This is a genomic window from Staphylococcus equorum, assembly GCF_029024965.1.
Lineage (GTDB): Bacteria > Bacillota > Bacilli > Staphylococcales > Staphylococcaceae > Staphylococcus > Staphylococcus equorum.
Map to the genome: position 1 here is coordinate 1,628,728 of NZ_CP118982.1, position 20,447 is coordinate 1,649,174.

General features: G+C 33.0%; 16 protein-coding genes. 1 reads left to right on the top strand and 15 read right to left on the bottom strand.

From position 1 onward, the window contains the following. Nucleotides 1-162 precede the first annotated feature (162 nt). Complete coding sequence (locus PYW44_RS07905) at nucleotides 163-1,035, top strand: HTH domain-containing protein (protein WP_021338744.1); 873 nt, start codon at nucleotides 163-165, stop codon at nucleotides 1,033-1,035. Between the two features lie 64 nt (nucleotides 1,036-1,099). Here the strand turns inward: PYW44_RS07905 and PYW44_RS07910 are convergent, their stop codons facing one another. The 15 genes from PYW44_RS07910 to rpsB form a co-directional block, all read right to left on the bottom strand. Next, complete coding sequence (locus PYW44_RS07910) at nucleotides 1,100-2,095, bottom strand: hypothetical protein (protein WP_232621049.1); 996 nt, start codon at nucleotides 2,093-2,095, stop codon at nucleotides 1,100-1,102. A 524-nt stretch (nucleotides 2,096-2,619) separates the two neighbouring features. Beyond that, nucleotides 2,620-4,731, bottom strand: a complete 2,112-nt coding sequence (infB, locus tag PYW44_RS07915) for a translation initiation factor IF-2 (protein ID WP_021338742.1) — start codon at nucleotides 4,729-4,731, stop codon at nucleotides 2,620-2,622. 4 nt (nucleotides 4,732-4,735) lie between these two features. After that, on the bottom strand, nucleotides 4,736-5,053 hold the full coding sequence (locus tag PYW44_RS07920; RefSeq protein WP_002507846.1) for a L7Ae/L30e/S12e/Gadd45 family ribosomal protein: 318 nt from the start codon (nucleotides 5,051-5,053) through the stop codon (nucleotides 4,736-4,738). Continuing rightward, entirely contained in the window at nucleotides 5,050-5,334 is a 285-nt protein-coding gene (gene rnpM, locus PYW44_RS07925; RefSeq protein ID WP_002507847.1) for an RNase P modulator RnpM, read from the bottom strand. Before rnpM ends, PYW44_RS07920 begins: the two co-directional genes overlap by 4 nt. A 17-nt stretch (nucleotides 5,335-5,351) precedes the next feature. After that, the gene (nusA, locus tag PYW44_RS07930) at nucleotides 5,352-6,527 is read right to left on the bottom strand and encodes a transcription termination factor NusA (protein ID WP_002507848.1); all 1,176 of its coding nucleotides are present in this window, start codon (nucleotides 6,525-6,527) and stop codon (nucleotides 5,352-5,354) included. 23 nt (nucleotides 6,528-6,550) lie between these two features. Further along, complete coding sequence (gene rimP, locus PYW44_RS07935) at nucleotides 6,551-7,018, bottom strand: ribosome maturation factor RimP (protein ID WP_021338741.1); 468 nt, start codon at nucleotides 7,016-7,018, stop codon at nucleotides 6,551-6,553. 187 nt (nucleotides 7,019-7,205) lie between these two features. Beyond that, entirely contained in the window at nucleotides 7,206-11,522 is a 4,317-nt protein-coding gene (locus PYW44_RS07940; protein ID WP_021338740.1) for a PolC-type DNA polymerase III, read from the bottom strand. A 363-nt stretch (nucleotides 11,523-11,885) separates the two neighbouring features. Beyond that, on the bottom strand, nucleotides 11,886-13,586 hold the full coding sequence (locus tag PYW44_RS07945) for a proline--tRNA ligase (RefSeq protein WP_002512313.1): 1,701 nt from the start codon (nucleotides 13,584-13,586) through the stop codon (nucleotides 11,886-11,888). A 19-nt stretch (nucleotides 13,587-13,605) separates the two neighbouring features. Continuing rightward, nucleotides 13,606-14,892 (bottom strand): RIP metalloprotease RseP, encoded by a 1,287-nt coding sequence (gene rseP, locus PYW44_RS07950; RefSeq protein WP_021338739.1) that lies wholly within the window; start codon nucleotides 14,890-14,892, stop codon nucleotides 13,606-13,608. 327 nt (nucleotides 14,893-15,219) lie between these two features. Beyond that, the gene (locus PYW44_RS07955; RefSeq protein WP_002507853.1) at nucleotides 15,220-16,002 is read right to left on the bottom strand and encodes a phosphatidate cytidylyltransferase; all 783 of its coding nucleotides are present in this window, start codon (nucleotides 16,000-16,002) and stop codon (nucleotides 15,220-15,222) included. Between the two features lie 17 nt (nucleotides 16,003-16,019). Further along, complete coding sequence (locus PYW44_RS07960; RefSeq protein WP_002507854.1) at nucleotides 16,020-16,784, bottom strand: undecaprenyl pyrophosphate synthase; 765 nt, start codon at nucleotides 16,782-16,784, stop codon at nucleotides 16,020-16,022. Between the two features lie 233 nt (nucleotides 16,785-17,017). Beyond that, nucleotides 17,018-17,572, bottom strand: coding sequence for a ribosome recycling factor (gene frr, locus PYW44_RS07965; RefSeq protein WP_002507855.1), 555 nt, complete (start codon nucleotides 17,570-17,572; stop codon nucleotides 17,018-17,020). Between the two features lie 16 nt (nucleotides 17,573-17,588). Next, nucleotides 17,589-18,311, bottom strand: a complete 723-nt coding sequence (pyrH, locus tag PYW44_RS07970) for a UMP kinase (protein ID WP_021338738.1) — start codon at nucleotides 18,309-18,311, stop codon at nucleotides 17,589-17,591. A 132-nt stretch (nucleotides 18,312-18,443) separates the two neighbouring features. Then, the gene (tsf, locus tag PYW44_RS07975; protein WP_002507857.1) at nucleotides 18,444-19,322 is read right to left on the bottom strand and encodes a translation elongation factor Ts; all 879 of its coding nucleotides are present in this window, start codon (nucleotides 19,320-19,322) and stop codon (nucleotides 18,444-18,446) included. A 94-nt stretch (nucleotides 19,323-19,416) separates the two neighbouring features. After that, nucleotides 19,417-20,205, bottom strand: a complete 789-nt coding sequence (gene rpsB / locus PYW44_RS07980) for a 30S ribosomal protein S2 (protein WP_002507858.1) — start codon at nucleotides 20,203-20,205, stop codon at nucleotides 19,417-19,419. Between the last annotated feature and the right edge of the window lie 242 nt (nucleotides 20,206-20,447).

The following is a 20,447-nucleotide window of genomic DNA, read 5'->3' on the forward strand; positions in this document are numbered from 1 at the left end:
TATTATGCCCAACTGTTATTTTAAGTGGATTTTCTGACGTACAAATGCATTTCCTTTGTCTATAAATATTTTTTATATAGTTTCACACATTATATAAACTATAATGTTATACTATAAGACAACTTAATAATTAATTTTATTTATTTTAGGAGTTGTAAATGATTGGAAAAACCAGAAAGACTTTTATATATTTATACCCGCTTTTTAAACGGAAAGAAACTCAATAAAGAAGAACTCGCCCAGCGACTAAATGTCAATGTTCGTTCCATACAGCGAGATTTTAGTGATATTAATAATTTTTTATACGAAGATAATGAATGGCATGGCCTTGATGGTGAAATAATATATGATAATAACTTTGAAAAACATTGTTTAAGAATCGACAGATATAAATTTAAAAATAATAGATTACTTAACTTGCTCTTTAGATTGAAAAATTTCACACCGATAATACATGAAGATACTTATAATCTCATTAGAGGGCTGAACGCAAACTCTAATCTTGCTGAAAAAATATTGTCTAACAAACTCTTAAGCCAGTTCAAAGTGACTCGTGAGATGAGCAAAACCACGTTAATTTTTAGACTCCAACTAGCAATTGAAAATAATAACTTTGTTGCAATTCATATAAGTCATGATTTGACTATAAAAGTAATACCTATATATACTAGATATTTTTCAAACAAATATTGGTTTACTTATTTGTATCAAGGAAAGATACAAATATTAAATTTGTCATCAATTATAAATATCGATCAACTTGACGAAGTGTTTGATAAAGCTATTTTTTCAGATATTCAGGCTGTAAAAATACTTATTAAAGATCCTCTTTGGTCCGAAATACAAAGACAGTTCATTATTATTGACACAACTAAAAGTGATTATGGAACTATCGCTAATATTATTATTTCAAAAAAAGAAAGCCTACAAATTGCATATGAATATCCACAGTATATTACAATCATAGAACCTCAATATTATGTAGATGAATTCAAAACACATATCCAGACTATATTTAAAAACTATGACATTTAAAATTAGCCTATACTCGCCTTAGATATCTTCTATGCTGAATATAGGCTTTTTTATAATTTATATTTTAGTGTTGATGTTCTACATCTTTTTGCATTGTGCTAATTTTTCTATAAAAATCTGAATTACCTTTTTCTCGTTTTTCTCTTTGTTCTTTATTCCAATTGTAGTATTCTATTTTACTCAATTCTTGTTTTTTTCTTAAACGTATTTTGTGTTCTTGGTAACTTAGCACATTGCATAAAGTAACATGCCGATTTTGTTTTGAAGCAAGTACAAATAAATGATCAATTAGATAGTCACATAAAGAACTATGAGCAAAGTTCTTTAAAATCGAAATATATAGTTCTTCCTCACTAACAAGATATATACGATGCTTATCATCGTTTAAAAGTTTCAACAACAAATCAAAACTCATTCGCTGAGAAGGTAAGCCATGTTTAAATGTTAAAAAATCTTTAGGTATTCCTGCAGTATGACCCGATTGATAAGGGAAAAAGTTAAGTACCATAACTCTGTTTGGATCAATATTAAAACGTTTTAAAGTCGAAGAAGCGTTATATAAATATTTCATAAACCATCTATGTTTATCGATATAGGGTAAAAACAGTTTCTCTCCATTAAATGTTAATCTACCTTGTATATCCAATAATATTCTTTGGCGATAATCTATCACTACAGATTCTGGTATATCGGGTTCATACATTTTAAAATCATTTTCGGGCTGTTTTTTTAATATAACAATATCTGCTAAATCAGGGTTTCCAAAATATGGTCTAGCTATAGCAGGGTTTATTTCTGCATTTTCAAATAAAATTCTTTGTCTATTTTTATCAATAATTACTTTTCCATTTGCAAAGTCTATCATTTTTTTAAATCTAGGTATTTCAGTAAAGTTATTCCCAAAATGTTCTTTAAAATACGCTAAATCCTGTGGATGTAAAAATGCTGTTGTATCATCATTTTTTATAATTTGTTCTAAAGTATTTTGATCATAAATAGAGTTATATTGCTTTAAATATTCTTGCCAAAATTCATTGATTTCCCTTAAATATTCACTCATCATTTATAACCTCCTATTTCATTTAATTGTAATTAAGTACATAGACAACTAGTGTCAATAAAATAGTTATCCCCAAATTTTACTACAATATTTTTACTTATTCGCAACCAAATAAGTACATATGATGTTGAAAAACATATGTTACCCTTTTAATATAAGATTTAATTGTTGTGAAAATTGTTTCGTTAAGGCGTTTTTTAATTTGATATTTAAAGTAAGCTACATTATTACGAGGTGTTAAAATTTCTATTTCTAGTTGAAGTTGTATAGTTGAGTCGTGTTATATTTTAATCTATAAACTAAATTGTTAGATTTTTATGTAATAATATCATTATACTTATATATTTCACTTTTGGATAGCACTTTAATTCTAATAATTACATTAAAAAATCCACTCATATTTTCAACATAAAATTATAAATTGAAGTGATTATCTGCCATATATACAAATCTGAAGTCAATATAAAAAGCCTCCAAATTATTGGAGGCTTTCTTGTCATTAAATTGGATTAATCTCCAATTACTTATCTTTTTATTTCAACCATTTCGAAAGCTTCGATAATGTCGCCTTCTTTTAAGTCATTGTATTTCTCAACTGTGATACCACATTCGTAACCTTTAGCAACTTCTTTAGCATCATCTTTAAAACGTTTTAGTGTATCTAATTCACCTTCAAATTGTACAATATTGTCTCTAATGACACGAACGCCAGCATTACGCGTGATTTTACCATCAATAACATAACTACCTGCGATTGTACCAACTTTAGAAACTTTGAACGTTTGACGAACTTCTGCTTGTCCAATAATTTGTTCTTCGAATTCTGGATCTAGCATACCTTTCATTGCGAATTCAATTTCTTCTATAACACTATAAATAACGCGGTGTAGACGCATATCAACGCCTTCAGTTTCAGCAGCACGTTTCGCACCTGTATCAGGACGAACGTTAAAGCCAATAATGATACCATTTGAAGCGTTAGCTAGTGTAACGTCAGATTCGTTGATTGCACCCACAGCAGTGTGAATGATACGTACATTTACGCCTTCAACGTCTATCTTCATTAGAGATGCAGCAAGCGCTTCTACTGAACCTTGCACATCGCCTTTAATAATGACATTTAAATCTTTCATTTCACCTTGTTTCATTTGTTCAAACAAGTTATCTAATGAAACACTCTTACTTTCATGACGTTGTTGAATTACGTTCGCTTCATGGCGAGATTCACCAATACGTCTTGCTTGTTTTTCATCTTTGAAAACAACAAATCGATCGCCTGCTTTTGGCACATCATGAATACCAGTAATTTCAACTGGTGTAGATGGTCCTGCAGTTTTTATACGTTGACCTAAGTCATTGACCATAGCACGAATTCTACCATACGTATTTCCAACTACTAAAGAGTCACCAACGTTAAGTGTACCGTTTTGTACTAATAATGAGGCTGATGGTCCACGTGATTTATCTAATTCAGCTTCGATTACTGTACCAACAGCTTTTTTGCTTGGATTAGCTTTTAATTCTTGTACTTCAGAAGTAAGTACAATCATTTCTATTAAATCATCAATGCCATCTCCACTTAATGCTGAGAGTGGAACAAAGATTGTATCGCCGCCCCAATCCTCAGGTACTAAACCATATTCAGTTAATTCTTGCATTACACGATCTGGATTTGATGTCGGTTTATCAATCTTGTTAACAGCAACAATCGTAGGTACATTTGCTTCTTTAGCATGATTGATTGCTTCAATTGTTTGAGGCATAACACCATCATCAGCTGCTACAACTAAAATAGTTATATCCGTTACTTGTGCACCACGCGCGCGCATTGTTGTAAATGCTGCGTGACCTGGAGTATCTAGGAATGTAATTTTTTTACCATCATTTTCAATTTGGTAAGCACCAATATGTTGTGTAATACCACCAGCTTCTCCAGCTGTTACTTTTGTATGACGAATAGAATCTAGTAACGTTGTTTTACCATGGTCAACATGTCCCATGATTGTAACAACTGCTGGACGTTCAACAGCATCTTCATCTTCAGTTTCATCATCGAAGTAAATTGATAAATCTTCTTCATCAATAACAATTTCTTTTTCAGCTTCAACACCGTAATCATCAACGATTAACTCTAGTGTTTCTTCATCTAATGATTGATTAATATTAGCCATAATACCAAGTAAGAATAGTTTTTTAACAATACCTGAAGACTCTACGTTTAATTTCTCCGCAAGTTCACCTACTGTAATACCTTCTTGATAAGTGATTTTTTCTGGAATTTCTTTAGGTTCTTCTTGTTTGATTTGTTTTGATTTTTTATTATTCTTTTTGTTATTCGGTTTATTGTTGTTTGATTTATTATTTTGGTTACCTTTATTATTTTGATTATTCTTGTTGTTTTGGTTACCTTTATTATTTGATGATTGTTGCTTGTTTTGAGCAGTTTTTTGTTGTTTTTTCTCTGCTTCTTTTGCTTTTTCAGGTTTGTAAATTTTATCTAATGCGTGAATTTGATTATCTTCTAACGTTTGCATATGACTTGTTACCTCAACGTCCATCTTCTGCAATTCGTCGATAATATCTCTACTCTTTAATTTTAAATCTTTAGCGTATTCGTAAATTCTTTGTTTACTCATATAGTCACTCCTTACGATATTCATCAATCATTGACAATAACTTTTTAGCAAAGCCTTGATCAGTGATTCCAATGTTTACACGTTCTGCTTTACCTAAAGCTTGTCCTAATTCAGCTCTTGTTCCAAATATACGTAATGATATATGGTAACTTTCACATTTGTTCTGCATCACTTTCATTGTGTTGTCAGAAGCATCTGTTGCAATGATTACGAGCTTTAATTTATTATTCTTCAAATCATTTATAATGACTGATTCGCCTGTTTTAACTTTTCCTGCACGCATTGCTAAACCTAAAAAATTCACGATTTTTTCTTTTGTCATTTAGGTATCTCTTCACGATAAATAAGACGTATAATCTCTTTATAAACAGGCTCTAACGTTTCAGCATCAGATTTGAAATATCTTTCTAATGTTTCTTTTTGTTGCGCTTCTTCTACTAATTTAACATTTTTAGATACATAAGCGCCACGGCCTTGTTGTTTGCCAGTTGCATCAGCAAAAATTTGTCCGTCTTTATTAATTACAACTCTAATCATGTCATTCTTAGGGTACATTTCATTTGAAAGTATACATTTACGCATTGGAATTTTTTTCTTTTTCATAAAGTTATCACCCCAAGTTATTTTTCAGCGTCTTCTTCTTCAGTTACTGTTTCAGAGTCTTCATTGACTGTGTCTTCCAAATCAACATTCTCTTCGTCAACAACATCATTAAGTTGATCTTCTGTGCCTTCAACATCTGTCGGGTAGACACCTGCTTCTCTAGCATCTGTTTCTGATTTAATATCAATTTTCCAACCAGTTAATTTAGCAGCTAAACGGGCGTTTTGTCCGCGTTTACCTATAGCTAATGATAATTGATAATCTGGCACTACAACTACAGTTGATTGATTTTCTTCATCAACAATAACTTGTAATACTTGTGACGGGCTTAAAGCATTTTTTACAAACACTTTAGGATCTTCATCCCATTGCACAATATCAATTTTCTCGCCGCCAAGTTCTTCAACAACAGCTTCAACACGACTACCTTTAGAACCTACACAAGCACCTACTGCATCGATGTCAAGGTTGTCTGAGTGTACACTGATTTTTGAGCGATCGCCAGCTTCGCGAGCTACAGATTTAACTACTACTGTACCGTCAAAGATTTCTGGTACTTCTTGTTCAAATAAACGTTTTAATAGACCTGGATGGCTTCTTGAAACGTATATTTGTGGTCCTTTTGTAGTTTGTTCAACTTTGTTCACATACACTCTTATTCTTTCATTTGGAATATAGCTTTCATTTGGGCTTCTTTCTGCTTCGGACAATACAGCTTCAGTACGCCCTAAATTCACATATACATAACGATGATCTACTCTGTCAATAAGACCAGTAACAATATCATCTTCTTTGTCGATGAATTCATCATATAGTATTTCACGTTCAGCATCACGTAAACGTTGCATAACAGCTTGTTTAGCTGCTTGCGCCCCTACGCGTCCGAAATCACTTGGTGTTACGTCTTCTTCGTAGATATCACCAATTTCATAAGCAGGGTTTTTTACTAGTGCCGTACTTAAGTCGATTTCTTCTCTGTTATCAAATGATTCTTCAACCACTTCTTTACGTGCGATAACATTAAATGTACCTTCGTCCATGTTTAATTCAACACGAACGTTTCTTGCACTTTCATAGTTCTTTTTATAAGCAGTAATTAATGCCGCTTCGATAGCATCAATTAATACTTCTCTAGGAATTTTCTTTTCTTTTTCTAAGTACTCAGTAGCTAATAATAATTCATTACTTGACACGATTTATCATCCTCCTCGTCACGTTATATAATTACTGCATGACGTGCTTTAGCGATTTTACTTCTTGGTATTTCAACTTGTTTTGTTTTTGATTTCTCTTTAACTTCCATAACTATTGTTTCATCATCAACTGATTGCAATATACCTAACCATTCTTTTGCGCCTTCGATTGGAGCATATAAAGAAACAAATACTGGTTTAGTCACAGCGTTGCGATATTCTTTTTCTTTTTTAATTGGTCTTTCAGCACCAGGTGAGGCAACATCTAAATAATACATCTGTTCGATAGGATCTTCTGAATCCATTACTTCACTTATTTTTTCAGAAGCAAGCGCACAATCATTTAAATCTACGCCACCTTCTTTATCGATAGATACTCTTAAAAAATGATCGTTTCCTTCTTTTGTAAACTCAACTTCTACTAATTCAAAATTTAAGTCGTCAAGGACAGGTTGAATTATTGCTTCAACTTGCTCAGTTATTTTACTCATGCTGACCTCCTGTTTTGGCAAATAGAAAAGAGCGGGTATTATGCCCACTCTTTCTGCCTGAGTCTAATTTTTTAAGCACTGTTATTATATCATATGTTTATTTGGTAGACAAATAACTATATTTGTAAAAAGCCTATAATGACAAGTTAATTCATGCTTTTTGTTATTTATTAAGTCTTTTTGTTTATTACATATCAAAAATTGATAATTGCGCTTTATCAGGTAAATTAGGTAAAGAACCTAATTCATCTAAGTATTCTATTACTTTTTGTGATAATCCAGCTTTTTTATTTAAATCTTCTTTAGATAAAAATGGACCTTCTTCACGAGCTTCTACAATTCTTTGTGCAACGTTTTCACCTAAACCTGGAACAGATATAAATGGTGGAATCAAAGTATCGCCTTCAATAATAAATTCAAATGATTTACTTTTTTCTAAACTGATTGGCTGCATACGGAAACCACGTTGTGCCATTTCATTCATTATTTCAAGCACTGTTAAAGTATCTTTTTCTTTTTTAGCTAAATCCATATAACGTGAGTACATATCATTAACAGTATTACGAATACTTTCTTTATCTTTAATCATTGTAATTAAATCAAAGTCAGATGCGCGTACTGTGAAATAACTTGCATAATAATATAGTGGATAATGTACTTTAAAGTAAGCAATTCTTACCGCCATTAACACATAAGCTGCGGCATGGGCTTTAGGGAACATGTATTTTATTTTTCTACATGAATCTAAATACCAATCAGGTACTTCATTGTCTACCATTGCTTCGACCATATCGTCAGTCAACCCTTTACCTTTACGCACAAATTCCATTGTCTTAAAGGCAAGTGACGGCTCTAAACCATTATACATTAAATAAACCATAATATCATCACGACAACATATTACACTCGCTAAATCACATTTACCTGAACGTATTAAATCTTGAGCGTTCCCTAACCATACATCTGTACCATGTGATAATCCTGATATTCTAACAAGTTCTGAAAATGTTGTTGGTTTTGTGTCTTCTAACATTTGTCTAACAAAGCCAGTACCAAATTCTGGTACACCAAACGTGCCAGTTTTACATAAAATTTCCTCTTGTGTAACACCTAAAGGTTCAGGCGAACTAAAGATGCCCATCGTTTCTTTATCATCCACTGGAATTGTTTTGGGATCTATTCCTGATAAGTCTTGTAACATGCGAATCATTGTTGGATCATCGTGTCCAAGTATATCTAACTTTAGAACGTTATCATGTATGGAGTGGAAATCAAAATGCGTTGTCATCCAAGATGAAGACTGATCGTCCGCTGGGAACTGTACAGGTGTGAAATCATATATATCCATATAATCAGGTACTACAATAATACCACCTGGATGTTGTCCAGATGTACGTTTAACGCCTGTACAACCTTTAACAAGTCTATCTACTTCTGCGCCACGTTTATGGATACCTTGGTCATTTAAATAACCCTTCACATAACCAAAAGCTGTTTTCTCTGCGACTGTACCAATTGTTCCAGCACGGAATACTTTATCATCACCAAATAATTCTTTTGTATAATTATGTGCATTCGGTTGATATTCTCCACTAAAGTTCAAGTCAATATCTGGTACCTTATCGCCTTTAAAGCCTAAGAATGTTTCGAAAGGAATATCTTGACCTTCTTTAATAAGGTCGCTGCCACAAGTTTCACATTTTTTATCTGCTAAATCAAAACCAGAGCCAACAGAGCCATCATCAAAGAATTCACTCGTTTTACATTTTGGACAAATGTAATGTGGTGGCAATGGATTAACTTCTGTGATTTCTGTCATAGTTGCTACAAAACTTGATCCTACAGAACCACGTGAACCAACGAGATATCCGTCATTTAAAGATTTTTTAACAAGTCGTTGTGAAATGAGGTATATAACAGAGAAGCCATTACCTATAATACTCTCTAATTCTTTTTCAAGACGATCAATTACAATTTGTGGTAAATCATCACCGTAGAGGTCTTTTGCATTAGAATAGCTCATTTCTCGAATTTCTTCATTTGCGCCTTCCATTCTTGGTGTATATAGCTCATCTTTAATTGGAACAACACGCTCTATACGATCTGCTAGCTCATTAGTATTCTTAATGACAAGTTCATAGGCTTTTTCTTCACCCAAGAAGTGCAATTCGTCTAACATTTCGTCTGTAGTTCTAAAATGCGCCTTTGGCAATGTAGAACGGTTTAATGGATTACCAGGTTGTGCAGCAATCAATATTTTACGCGCAATCGAATCATGTTCATTCAAATAGTGTGCATTTCCTGTAGCTATAACGGGAATATCGTTGACTTCACCCGCACGAATTAAACGATTATATATTTCATATAATGTTTCATTATCACGTATCAGTTCTCTATCAATTAAGCCTTGGTATAAAGCAGGCGGTTGAATTTCTATGAAATCATAGTATTGAGCTATACGTTCAACTTGAGACTGATCTTTTTGCATTACTGCAGTAAATACTTCTCCTTCGTCACATGCAGAACCAACGAGAATACCTTCACGATATTCATCTAATAATGAACGTGGAATTCTAGGTGTTCTATAATAATATTGGACTAAGGACGCACTTACAATCTTGAATAAGTTTTTAAGACCTTGTTGATTTTGAACAATAAGCGTGACGTGATTCGGACGTGCACGTTTGTATGCATCTTCATTTGATAACGATGTATTAATATCTTGGTGATTATGAACGTCAAGTTCTTCTAATTGTTTAAGCATTTTAATAAACATATAAGCTGTTGCTTCCGTATCATAAATTGCTCTATGGTGTTGTGTTAACTCTACGCCGTATTTTTTGGCTAAGAAGTTCAATCCATGTTTACCGTATTCAGTATTGATTGTTCTTGATAATTCAAGTGTATCTATTACAGCGTTTGTAGACGCACCAATACCGACATGTTCATATCCAGTATCTATAAAGCCCATATCAAAGGATGCGTTATGAGCAACGAAAATAGCGTCCCCTACCCATGCTTTAAACTCAGTAAGAACTTCTTCTATCTCTGGAGCATCAACTAACATATCATCCGTAATATGTGTCAAATTAATAATAACATCGGATAAACGTTCATGTGGATTACTAAAACGTTCAAACTTATCAATGATTTCCCCGTCTTTAACTTTGACTGCAGCGAGCTCGATAATTTTATCGTATTGATTGGATAAACCGGTCGTTTCAACGTCGAATACAACATATGTTGCGGTTTTCAAATCACGGTCCATAGGTTTGTATGCAATAGGTACACCATCGTCAACCAACATACCTTCCATTCCGTAAATCATTTTAATACCATTTTTTTCAGCTGCCGCATGTGCGTCTGGAAAGGCTTGTACACCATTATGGTCAGTCACTGCAATAGCTTTATGACCCCACTTTGCTGCTTGATCTACGTACGCTGAAATATTAGGTATGCCATCCATTTGACTCATTGCCGTATGCAAATGGAATTCTACTCGTTTTTCTTCAGATTTATCTTGTTTCGTAGCTTTTTTAATTTCTTCAATATCTGACATCATCATCACTAAATCACGAACAAATGAATCTTCTTCTATGCGTCCTTGTGCGCGAACCCATTTACCGACGCTCAATGCCTTAAAGTTATCTAAATCATCTTTGTTTTTACGAGTGAACATTTTTAATACGAGCGAATCTGTATAGTCAGTTACCTTCAACTCTACAATGTGTCGCCCACTCTTCAACTCTTTTAAGTTAATATCAAAAATAACACCTTCAACTGCTACTTTGAATTCTTCTTCAATAATAGAATCTATAGGTTTAATATTATCAATTGGGATTGGTTTACCAATTTGACACTTAGTTACCGAACTTTCATTATTATCTTGTTGTTTTGCCTTCTCGGCTTTCATTTTTTCTAATTTTTCAGTAGCTTCACGTGCACTCTTTTCATCTTCTTCTTGAATATGTGCTTCTAATGATGCTAAATCATCTTCGTTTCCAACGCTATCCGTTTCAAAAACTATCTTACTAATATCGAATCCACACTGTTGAAATGCTTTAACTAAGCTACCATTACAGGCTTTATCAAAATGATCTCTCTCGATATCATTTTGACAAGTTACTTTTAGCACATCTCCCGACATAATTAAGCGTTTTTGCTTTAATTGTCCTTTTACTTTAGGTGAAAGTTGTGTTTGATCAATACAATGATTAAAATACTTTATCGCATATTCATCTTGGTTTGATTTATTATTTATCGTAATATTACATTCTACATTTGCAATTGATTTAAACTCTTCTGTAATTGCACCTGTAAAAAGCAAATAATCTTCTATTGATAGAAAGTGTGGTAATGTGATTTGAAACACCCATGTACGATCTGTTGTCTTAACATCCACACGCGTTAGTTCACTTTGTTCCAAAATTTCTGGTTCCAAATGGTTTGTTATTTTAATTTGGTCAGCTAGGATTTTAAATTTTTCCTGATTTGTCATTGCCATGACGATAACCACCTTACTATTAATTACACTGCTTTACTTGTATATGCTTACTTACATTAAATGACGGTGTATGTATTATTATTCCATTCTCTATATTATAACGGATATGTGTGAAATTCTAATAGTTAAACTTAATAAATTAAATTCATATTTTTGTGAATAATAAATGGGAGCGGAACAGAAATCAAACTTTAAAATTTGATTTCGTATTCCCGCCCCCTCCTTAAAAGTTTGAGTCAAACATATCTAAAAATGAGACAGCTAGTGTATATTTTTTAATTTACACTCACAAATATAGATTGTTGAATTTGTGCGTCAGCCTTATGATTTTATATAAGTAACATCTAGCAATTCCCTTATAGATTATAAATTTGTATATAATTCATTTACATAATTGATTAAATTATCGATATGCACATCTTCACTGTCACCAGTATCGCGACGTTTAACTTCTACAATGCCTTCTGCAGCATTTTTGCCTACGACAATACGTATTGGTAAACCGATTAAATCAGCATCATTAAATTTCACACCAGCACGTTCTTTACGGTCATCATAAAGTACATCATAATTTTCTTTTAATTGCGTATATAATTGATCCGCTAATTCACGTTGGTCATCTTTTTTAGGATTGATTGTGATTAAATGTAATTCAAATGGTGTGACTGATTTTGGCCAAATAATACCATTTTCATCGTTATTTTGTTCAACGATTGCACTTAATGTTCTTGAAATACCAATGCCATAACATCCCATTAATAATGGTTGTGCTCTACCTTGGTCATTTAAGAACGTAGCGTTCATTGATTCAGAGTATTTTGTTCCAAGTTTAAAGACTTGGCCTACTTCAATACCTTCTGCAAAGTGCGCTTTGTCTGAGCTATCTGCTAATAATTCACCTTCTAAAATGAATCTAAAATCTCCATAGGCTTCTACTTCAAAGTCACGATCGACATTTGCGTTTAACAAGTGATATCCATCTTCATTCGCACCAACGACGATATTATTCAAATCTTGAATGAAATTATCTGCATAAATTTTAATGTCTTTATCGAAAACTGGACCCAGTGAACCTGGTTTTGCACCTAAAATATTAATAATTTCATCTTCAGTTGCTAACTCCACATTGTCAGTACCAAAATAAGCTTTTAATTTAATATCATTAATTTCATGGTGACCTCGAACTAATACTAATATAAATTCACCATCGACATTAAATATCATAGATTTAGTAATTTCGTCTAATGGTTTGTTTAAAAATGTCGCAAGATCTTGTGCTGTATGCACATTTGGCGTTTCAATTTTTGTTAACGGTTGTACATCTTCATGTTTTTTATTAGGATGGTAAACCACTTCAGCTTTTTCAATATTTGCAGCGTAATCACTTTGCTCACTGTACACAATCGTGTCTTCACCGATTTCGCTTAACGCCATAAATTCATGTGTATGACTACCACCAATTGCACCTGAATCAGCAACAACAGGTCTCGCGTTAATACCTACACGATTAAAGATGCGACCATATGCATGGTACATATCTTCATATGCTTCATCTAGTGACGCTTCATCAGCATGAAAAGAATAAGCATCTTTCATTATAAATTCTCTACCACGTAATAGACCGAAACGTGGACGCTTTTCATCTCTAAATTTAGATTGTATTTGGAAAAGTGTCATTGGCAGTTGTTTATATGATTTCAATTCATCACGAACAATTGAAGTCACAACTTCTTCATGTGTTGGTCCAAGCGCAAATTGACGGCCATTACGATCTTGTAAACGCATAAGTTCTGGACCATATGCACTCCAACGTCCTGATTCTTCCCATAATTCTGATGGTTGCAATGCTGGCATTAATATTTCAACCGCATCAATACGCTCCATCTCTTCGCGTACGATAGCTTCAATATTATTTAATACTCTCGCTGCAATTGGTAAGTAACTGTAAATTCCACTTGTACTTTGTTTGATTAAGCCTGCTTTTAATAATAGTCGATGGCTTAATGCCTCAGCACCAGCTGGCACTTCTTTCATAGTTGGTATAAATACTTTTGATTGTTTCATTTAAATGCTTCTCTCCCTCTTATAAGAAATAACGCTGAATATCGTTCCAAGTCACTAATACCATAACGATTAATACAAATACGGCACCAATGGCGATAATTGTAGTTTCTGCTTTTTTATTTACTGGTTTTCTAAAGATTGCTTCATAAATGACAAATAAAATTCGTCCACCATCTAACGCTGGTACTGGTAGTAAATTCATTAATCCTAAGTTAACGCTTAGCAAAGCAGTCCATGAAATCAAGTTAATTATACCAGTTTTAACGACAGAGTCGACAGTATGATATATACCTACTGGACCATTCAACATATCAAATGAGAATTCTCCAGTGAAAATGCTTGCAATCATACTTACAATTGCAGTGAAAATAATTTTACCTGCACTAAGTGTTTGTTCCACACCCGCTGCAATTGGTTTGAAAATAGTGTGTTCAGTCGCTGCACTATAACCTAATAAATATTTTGTTTCTGAGTGTGTTTTCGTTACTTTTTGTTCAACCTTTTTAGGTTTAATATCAAATGTTTGCTTGTTGCCATTACGTTCGACGACTAATTTTGTCTTGTTATCTTTAATTTCTTTTACTGCTTTATCAATATCATCTTTACCATCAATATTATGGTTTCCTACTTTAACAATCGTGTCACCAGATTTAAGACCTGCTTGTTCAGCAGGTGAATCTTTAACAACTTCATCAACTGAATTTGTTGCTGTACCTTGATAATATGCTAGACCAATAAATAATACTAATGTAAGTAAGAAATTAAACAATGGTCCTGCGAATAAAGTTAAGAATTTTTGATAAGGCTTTTTATACGTGAATTGACGATCTCTAGGTGCAATTTGAATTAAACTACCATTCTCTACAAAGTAAGACGTTTTAGCTATTGCATAGCGTTGTCTTTCTTGATTATATGATGTTACCCCTTCAATGAATAAGCCATCTTTAAAATCACATTGTTTTACTTCTATTGCTTCAATTTGTTGAAATTTGTGTTGATCATCTAAAATGATGTGCGTAATTTCATCTTTGTCATTTAATTTTATTTTTACATGCATACCTGGTTGAACTGGTGGTTCTTCTAAACCATCACCAGCCATGCGTACGTAACCTCCGACAGGTAATAATCGAATCGTATATAACGTTTCATTCTTTCTGAAACTAAATATTTTAGGTCCCATACCAATTGCAAATTCCGGACACATAATGCCTGCGCGTTTTGCAAAAAACATATGTCCATACTCATGAACTGTGACAAGGACACCAAAAACGATTATAAATGAAATAATTGTTACTAGAAAACTCACTTTGCTACACCTCATATTTTCGAAATAAATTGTTTGCTCATACTTCATATATTAATTCATATGATTCATTTTCTTATGACTAACTGCTTACTTTAGATTATAAAAGTATAACACAACAATGCTGAGTGACACACGTAACTTTAATATGTCTTCTAGTCACTCGCTTACATTATTCTTATCATTGTACAGTCGTAATTACACAAAGTATTTTTGCTTGTGAAAAGGAGTTAATAAATAAAATAACTGCATTGAAGCACTCAGTTATTTTATCTCATTAACTCCTTATTTTTGTTTATATAATTGTATAGTATCACTTTGAATTTGTAGTTAAGCTTGTATTAACAAGATGTTTAATAGTGGCAATACAAACATAAAACTGTCAAAGCGATCTAAAATACCACCATGACCAGGCAAAATTCGACCAGAGTCTTTCACACCAAAATGGCGTTTGAAACCTGATTCAACAAGGTCACCAAGTTGTCCAAACATACTTAAAATGATCGTAACAATTAATAATATCCACGTTGCAATATTAAAGTCTACAAACATAATCATAACAAGTGGAATAATTAAACTACAAATCAATCCACCAACAAAACCTTCTATTGTTTTATTAGGACTAATCACAGGCCATAATTTATGTTTGCCCATTAAACGACCAAAAATATATGCCCCTGTATCTGTTGACCATACGATTAGAAATGCAAATAGTATGTAGTGTAAGCCTTCAGATCGTGTTTCATAAAGATACATGAAACCAATACCAACATACGCAATCGTCATTAAACAAAATGCAGCGTCCATAAAACTAAATCTATTTTTAGAAAGCACTGTATAACTTAATAAAATAAAACTCATTGCTATTAATGACTTTAATTGTAAATCATTAACCCAGTTACCCGCACCTTGAGGTAACATAATAATTAAAATTCCTAACGCACTTATGATACCTGGCACCGATAAAAACTTAATCATATTCATATTCAGCAATTCTTTCAATGCTATGAACGCTAATAAATACGAAAACAGCATTAATATAACTCCGCCCTTTAGTAAGACCGGGAGGAAAATGATAAGTCCTATGATTGCCGTCAAAGTTCTAACTTTCATACTATTCTCCTAACTACTTATAATCCCCCAAAACGCCTTTGACGAGATTGATAAATTTTAATACAGTTTATTAATTCTTCTTTATCAAAATCTGGCCATAATTTTTCATTAAATAAAAATTCACTGTAAGATACTTGCCAGATTAGGAAATTACTAATACGTTGCTCTCCTGATGTTCTAATCAAAAGATCTGGGTCAGGGTAGCAATGAGTCATTAAATGCTCATTAATCATTTCTTCAGTGATTGCTTCACTTGTTAAACCTTCAGCAGTCAATTTGTCGTAAATTGATTTCACACTGTGGACAATTTCGGCTCGTCCGCCATAATTTATAGCAAAGACCAATTTTAAGCCCGTATTATTTTTTGTTTCTTCTTTTGCTTTATCTATCGCTTTAAGTGTAGATGTTGGTAAATGCTCAATAAAACCAATCGTCTCTACTTTAACATTATTTTCTATCAACTCTGGTAGAAATGTTCTTAAAAAGTTAACTGGCAAGTTCATGATGTAATTCACTTCATTTTTAGGTCTTGTCCAATTTTCTGTAGAGAAAGTATACAATGTTAAATATTTAATTCCTAAATCACTAGCTGCTTTAGTAATTTTTTTAACAGTTTGCATACCTTGGTAGTGACCTTTTATTCTAGGCAATTTTCTTTGTTTAGCCCAACGACCATTACCATCCATAATTATAGCAACATGTTCGGGTATATTATGTACTTCCAAATCTATATCGGATTGCTTATACTGATTTTCTTTCTTCTTTTTTAACTTTTTAAACATGGTATTTCCTCCGAGCTTGATCATCTCTGTTTATTATAATTAGATTCTAGATGCAATTATCTACCATTTTATCATAATAGATAGGTGCATTGAATAAACAAATAAAAAAACTGTACCAAAGTCTGATTTGATACAGTTCAGATAAATAAATGATATACCTCTTCTTCAAGCTCTAACTATAAGTAATTATATACCTTAATGAGTGAATAGAAGTATAATCATCATTACCATGTTTATACTGACATTATATCTTTTTCTTTTTCTTCTAATAATTTATCAATTTCTTTAATTGAGTTGTCAGTTAATTTTTGTACATCATCTGTTTGTGATCTTAAATCATCTTCAGTGATATCGCCATTTTTTTCTTGTTTTTTAAGTACATCATTTGAATCACGACGAACATTTCTAACTGCTACTTTCGCATCTTCGCCAATTTTCTTAACTTCTTTTACAAGCTCTTTACGGCGGTCTTCAGTTAATGCTGGAATAACAATACGTATAACTTCTCCGTCACTTGAAGGATTCACACCTAAGTTAGCAGCATTGATTGCTTTTTCAATATTACCGACAGATGATTTATCATATGGTGCAATTACTAATAAACGTGCTTCTGGCACATTGATACTAGCAAGTTGTTGAACTGGTGTTGGAGCACCATAATAATCAACATTTACGCCATTTAATAAATTGGAGTTGGCTCTTCCGGCACTAATATTAGCTAATTCTCTTGAAAGATTATCAACAGATTTTTGCATTTTTGATTTCGTATCATTAATAATGTCGCTCATTCTCATACACCTCTAATTATTTTGTTATTATTGTTCCTATTTTTTCACCCATTACTGCACGTTTAATATTACCTTCTTCAGTAATTGAGAATACATTCAACGGAATGTTATTATCCATACAGAATGAAGACGCTGTTGAATCCATTACTTGTAAACCATCTTGTAACATTTGAATATGAGTAAGATGTTCATACTTAATAGCATTAGGGTCTACTTTTGGATCAGCAGAGTAAACGCCATCAACATTATTTTTACCCATTAAGATAACATCGGCTTCAACTTCAGCCGCACGTAGAGCTGCTGTAGTATCAGTTGAGAAGTATGGATTACCAATACCCGCTGCAAAAATAACTACACGTTTTTTCTCTAAGTGTCTAATTGCACGACGACGAATGTATGGTTCTGCAACTTGTTTCATTTCAATTGAAGTTAAAACGCGTGTGTCACATTCTAATTGTTCAAGGCTATCTTGTAGCGCTAAAGCATTCATTACTGTAGCTAACATACCCATATAATCAGCAGTACCACGATCCATGCCTAGGTCACTACCCGTTTTACCTCTCCAAATATTACCTCCGCCAACGATAACTGCAATTTCGCAATCCATCTTTGCAACTTCGGCTACTTGTTCAGCCACACTTTTAATCGTAATTGGATTAATTCCAAATCCATCGTTACCTGCTAGTGCTTCGCCACTTAATTTTAAAACAACACGATCGTATTTAGAAGTTTGAGCCATTGTCTTTTCCTCTCTATTGTAAAAATATGTAATTGATACAAGTAAAGAAGACACAATAGGTCTTCCAATACAAAAGTAAATCTTTCATACGGAGCACAAAGGTGTCTTCTTTCTTGTTTTAACTATGAAAAATTATTTCATTTGTCCTTTTACTTCGTCAGCAAAGTTTTCTTCGCGTTTCTCCATGCCTTCGCCTACTTCATAACGTAAGAAGTCAACAAGTTTTCCACCTTTTGATTTCAAGAAAGCTTCAACTGTTTGATCAGGATCTTTTACAAAGTTTTGGTCAACTGCACAAATTTCTTGTAAATATTTACGTAAACGACCTTCAACCATTTTTTCTACAATTTTCTCTGGTTTGCCTTCGTTTAGTGCTTGTTGTTTTAAAACTTCTCTTTCGTGATTGATTTCATCTTCGCTTACTTGTTCAGATGAAACATATTTAGGGTTGATTGCAGCAATGTGCATAGCTACGTCTTTAGCTGCTTGGACATCAGTTGAACCTTCAACTACAGTTAACACACCGATACGTCCGCCCATGTGTAAATAAGAACCAAAAGCATCATTGTCTGATTTTGTTCTAATAGCAAAACGACGGATACTTAATTTTTCTCCGATAGTTGAGATAGATTCTTTAACACGTTGGTCTACTGATTTACCATCAGCTAATGTAGTTTCTAATAAGGCTTCTACTGTTTCAGCCTTTGTTTCTAATACTTGATTAGCAATTTCTTTCACTAATTCTTGGAAACCTTCGTTACGAGCTACGAAATCAGTTTCTGAATTAATTTCTACAATTGCTGCTTCATTGCCTTTTTCTTCAACATGAACTAAACCTTCTGCCGCAATACGGTCAGATTTTTTAGCAGCTTTTGCAATACCGTTTTCACGTAAGTAATCAATAGCTTTGTCGATGTCACCATCAGTTTCTGTTAAAGCTTTTTTACAGTCCATCATACCTGCACCAGTTTTTTCACGTAATTCTTTTACAAGTTTAGCTGAAATTGCCATTTCATATTCCTCCATTATTTAATGAATTTTAATATATTTGTTTTTAAAAAAGGGTGATAAGCTTGAATATCTTATCACCCATTTTACATTATTCTTAGTTTGATTCAACAGAAGTGTTTTCTTCAGTTGTTCCTGCTTCAGTAGCTTCTTTTGATTCTTTTAAATCAATATTTTGTTCTGCTGCTACTTCTTCATTAGATACACCTTGTTGACCTTCTAAGATCGCATCTGCCATTTTACCAGTTAATAATTTAACGGCACGAATAGCATCGTCGTTTGCTGGGATAACGTAATCAATTTCATCTGGATCACAGTTAGTATCCACAATACCAACGATAGGGATGTGTAATTTGCGTGCTTCAGCAATTGCGTTGCGCTCTTTACGAGGGTCAACTACAAATAATGCTTGAGGCATTGATTTCATATCACGAATTCCGCCTAAGAATTTGATTAAACGGTCGTATTCTTTTTTAAGTTCTACAACTTCTTTTTTAGGTAATACTTCGAATAAGCCATCTTCTTCCATTTTTTCAATCTCAGAGATGCGTTTGATACGTTTAGAAATTGTTTTATAGTTAGTTAAGATTCCACCTAACCATCTTTGGTTTACATAGAATTGACCCGCACGTTCTGCTTCAGCTTTCACTGAGTCTTGTGCTTGTTTTTTCGTACCAACGAATAAAACTTTTCCGCCATCTTCTGATACTTGTTTAATGAAGTTATAAGCTTCTTCTACTTTTTTCACTGTTTTTTGTAGATCGATAATGTAAATACCGTTTCTTTCAGTGAAAATGTATCTTTTCATTTTTGGGTTCCAACGACGTGTTTGGTGACCAAAGTGAACGCCTGCTTCTAGTAATTGTTTCATTGAAATTACTGCCATAATTAAAATCCTCCTATTGGTTTATTACCTCCACAAAAAGCTCATATAAACACGATAACTAAATATCGCACCCTTTATACTTGCACTTTTTGTGTGCGTATTGGCTTCATAGCCGTGAGTAAATATATCATATTTGTATTTATAAAGCAATACTTTCACATTACTATTTCACACATTAAAAGAACATCTAAAAGTCTTATGATTTAGACGCTCTTTTTGATGATATATTTTTAAATTAATTT

What these genes read in the sequence shown, in the direction of transcription:
- PYW44_RS07940 (WP_021338740.1), bottom strand. Translation starts at nt 11,522, where the DNA reads ATGGCAATGACAAATCAGGAAAAATTTAAAATCCTAGCTGACCAAATT.
- infB (WP_021338742.1), bottom strand. Translation starts at nt 4,731, where the DNA reads ATGAGTAAACAAAGAATTTACGAATACGCTAAAGATTTAAAATTAAAG.
- PYW44_RS07955 (WP_002507853.1), bottom strand. Translation starts at nt 16,002, where the DNA reads ATGAAAGTTAGAACTTTGACGGCAATCATAGGACTTATCATTTTCCTC.
- rimP (WP_021338741.1), bottom strand. Translation starts at nt 7,018, where the DNA reads ATGAGTAAAATAACTGAGCAAGTTGAAGCAATAATTCAACCTGTCCTT.
- PYW44_RS07920 (WP_002507846.1), bottom strand. Translation starts at nt 5,053, where the DNA reads ATGACAAAAGAAAAAATCGTGAATTTTTTAGGTTTAGCAATGCGTGCA.
- PYW44_RS07945 (WP_002512313.1), bottom strand. Translation starts at nt 13,586, where the DNA reads ATGAAACAATCAAAAGTATTTATACCAACTATGAAAGAAGTGCCAGCT.
- pyrH (WP_021338738.1), bottom strand. Translation starts at nt 18,311, where the DNA reads ATGGCTCAAACTTCTAAATACGATCGTGTTGTTTTAAAATTAAGTGGC.
- rpsB (WP_002507858.1), bottom strand. Translation starts at nt 20,205, where the DNA reads ATGGCAGTAATTTCAATGAAACAATTACTAGAAGCAGGCGTTCACTTT.
- PYW44_RS07960 (WP_002507854.1), bottom strand. Translation starts at nt 16,784, where the DNA reads ATGTTTAAAAAGTTAAAAAAGAAGAAAGAAAATCAGTATAAGCAATCC.
- tsf (WP_002507857.1), bottom strand. Translation starts at nt 19,322, where the DNA reads ATGGCAATTTCAGCTAAACTTGTAAAAGAATTACGTGAAAAAACTGGT.
- frr (WP_002507855.1), bottom strand. Translation starts at nt 17,572, where the DNA reads ATGAGCGACATTATTAATGATACGAAATCAAAAATGCAAAAATCTGTT.
- PYW44_RS07910 (WP_232621049.1), bottom strand. Translation starts at nt 2,095, where the DNA reads ATGAGTGAATATTTAAGGGAAATCAATGAATTTTGGCAAGAATATTTA.
- rnpM (WP_002507847.1), bottom strand. Translation starts at nt 5,334, where the DNA reads ATGAAAAAGAAAAAAATTCCAATGCGTAAATGTATACTTTCAAATGAA.